Annotated in this window: 3 protein-coding genes; all 3 read right to left on the bottom strand. The window is 72.4% G+C overall.

Annotated elements, in window-relative coordinates; all coding sequences use genetic code 11:
* Positions 1 to 18: 18 nt before the first annotated feature.
* Positions 19 to 723: an alpha/beta fold hydrolase gene (locus tag ACIQOV_RS38910; RefSeq protein WP_401055555.1), complete on the bottom strand. Its 705-nt coding sequence runs from the start codon at positions 721 to 723 to the stop codon at positions 19 to 21.
* 123 nt (positions 724 to 846) lie between these two features.
* Entirely contained in the window at positions 847 to 1,776 is a 930-nt protein-coding gene (gene era, locus ACIQOV_RS38905; protein ID WP_316521324.1) for a GTPase Era, read from the bottom strand.
* A gap of 70 nt (positions 1,777 to 1,846) precedes the next feature.
* Positions 1,847 to 2,074, bottom strand: a 228-nt coding sequence (locus tag ACIQOV_RS38900; RefSeq protein ID WP_401055553.1) for a hypothetical protein, incomplete at its 5' end; no start/stop codon positions are given.

The raw sequence follows: 2,074 nt of genomic DNA, 5'->3' as shown, positions 1-2,074 counted from the left end.
CCCGGCGGCCCGGGAGGGTCAGAGCCAGCCGTCGAGCGCGGCCAGGAAGCCGGCCGGGTCGTCCCGGTGGACGGTGTGGCCCGAGCCGGGCACGGTGCGCACCTCGAAGCCCCGGGCGCGCAGCGCCCGGGCGCTGGACGCGTCCACCAGCAGGCTGCGGTCGGCCAGCACCGCCAGCGAGGGCACCGCCGGCCGGGTCGGCAGGTCCGAGCGCTGGTCGGCCAGGGCCCACGCCGAGTCCTCGTCCCAGGCGGCCGCGGCGGCGAGTTCGGCGTCCACGTCGTCCGGCTCCCAGCTCGGGCTGAGCGCGACGATCTGCTCCCGGGTGAGGTGCCTCAGCTCCGCCATCACCCGCGGGTCCATCCCGGTCTGGGCGAACCGCCAGGCCGGATCGACGTACACCGCGCGGGCCGGCTCCAGCCGTTCGACCGCGCCCGCCAGCGCGATGCCGCCCAGCGAGTGGCCGATCGCGAGCTCGACGCCGGTCGGCAGGTTCTCCACCAGGTCGTCGGAGTACGCCTCCAGGGGGTAGCGCTCCAGCGGGCTCCCGCCGGTGCCGCGCGGGCTGCGCCCGTGCCCGCGCAGGTCCACCGCGAGCACCCGGTAGCCCCGCTCGGCCAGCGCCGGACCGATCAGCCGCCAGGTGCGGTGGTCGGACATGATGCCGTGCACCAGCACGGCCAGCCGGTCCCCGCGGCCCCACTCCCGGGTGTGCAACTTCATCGCGCTGTGCCCCTTCTGACGTCGCGTACGGCCGGACCACGGCAAGGGCCCGCCCGGACGCACAACGTCCGAACGGGCCCCAGGCCTCCCGGTGGCTCGAACCCGCCGGTCCGGAGCCCGGACTCAGAAGCCGAGCTTGCGCAGTTGCTTGGGGTCGCGCTGCCAGTCCTTGGCGACCTTGACGTGCAGGTCCAGGTAGACCGGCGTGCCGAGCAGCGCCTCGATGTGCTTGCGGGCGGTGGTGCCGACGTGCTTGAGCCGCGAGCCCTTCGCGCCGATCACGATCGCCTTCTGGCTCTGCCGCTCGATGTAGACGTTGGCGTGGATGTCCAGCAGCGGGCGGTCCGCCGGGCGGCCCTCGCGCGGCAGCATCTCCTCGACCACCACGGCCAGCGAGTGCGGCAGTTCGTCGCGCACGCCCTCCAGCGCGGCCTCGCGGATCAGCTCGGCGACCATGATCTGCTCGGGCTCGTCGGTGAGGTCGCCTTCCGGGTAGAGCTGGTCGCCCTCCGGCAGCAGCTTGGTGAGAAGGTCGGCGACCAGTTCCACCTGCTTGTCGCCCACGGCGGAGACCGGGATGATCTCGGCCCACTCGAAGCCCAGCTCGATGCCGAGCTGGTGGATGGCGATCAGTTGCTCGGCCAGGCGCTTGGAGTCGACCAGGTCGGTCTTGGTGACGATGGCGACCTTCGGGGTCTTCTTGATCCCGGCGATCTCCTTGGCGATGAACTTGTCGCCGGGGCCGATCTTCTGGTCGGCGGGCAGGCAGAAGCCGATCACGTCGACCTCGGCCCAGGTGGTGCGGACCAGGTCGTTGAGGCGTTCGCCGAGCAGGGTGCGCGGCTTGTGCAGGCCGGGGGTGTCGACCAGGACGAGCTGGGCGTCCGGGCGGTGCACGATGCCGCGCACGGTGTGCCGGGTGGTCTGCGGGCGGTCGGAGGTGATCGCGACCTTCGTCCCCACCAGGGCGTTGGTCAGGGTCGACTTGCCCGCGTTGGGCCGGCCGACGAAGCACGCGAACCCGGAGCGGTACGAGGAGGAAGGGGCATTCATGGGCTCCATTCTCCCTGATCACCGGAGCCCCGCCGTCCGGGCCCACCCCCGGGGGTGTCCGGGGGCGCGTTCAGGCCTTCTTCCCGCCCTTCCCGCCCTTGCCGTCGGTGGGGATCAGCGAGACCACCACCAGCACCAGCAGGAAGCCGAGCGAGCCGAAGAGCCAGAGCTCCGACTTGGTCTCCTGCCACTTGCCCAGCCCCATCACGAACTTGCGCATCAGGTCGGAGATCTGGCGGGACAGGTAGCCGAGGCCCCAGCCGGCCAGCATGGCCGGGAGGAAACCGGAGACCGCCCC

The sequence above is a fragment of the Kitasatospora sp. NPDC091257 genome (assembly GCF_044757675.1).
Classification (GTDB): Bacteria; Actinomycetota; Actinomycetes; order Streptomycetales; family Streptomycetaceae; genus Kitasatospora; species Kitasatospora lactacystinica.
Note: the sequence above shows the minus strand (reverse complement) of the source record. Positions and strands in the feature narration are given on the sequence as shown.

Bases quoted from the DNA above. Each gene is read 5' to 3' on its own strand.
- ACIQOV_RS38910 (WP_401055555.1), bottom strand. From the start codon at position 723: ATGAAGTTGCACACCCGGGAGTGGGGCCGCGGGGACCGGCTGGCCGTG.
- era (WP_316521324.1), bottom strand. From the start codon at position 1,776: ATGAATGCCCCTTCCTCCTCGTACCGCTCCGGGTTCGCGTGCTTCGTC.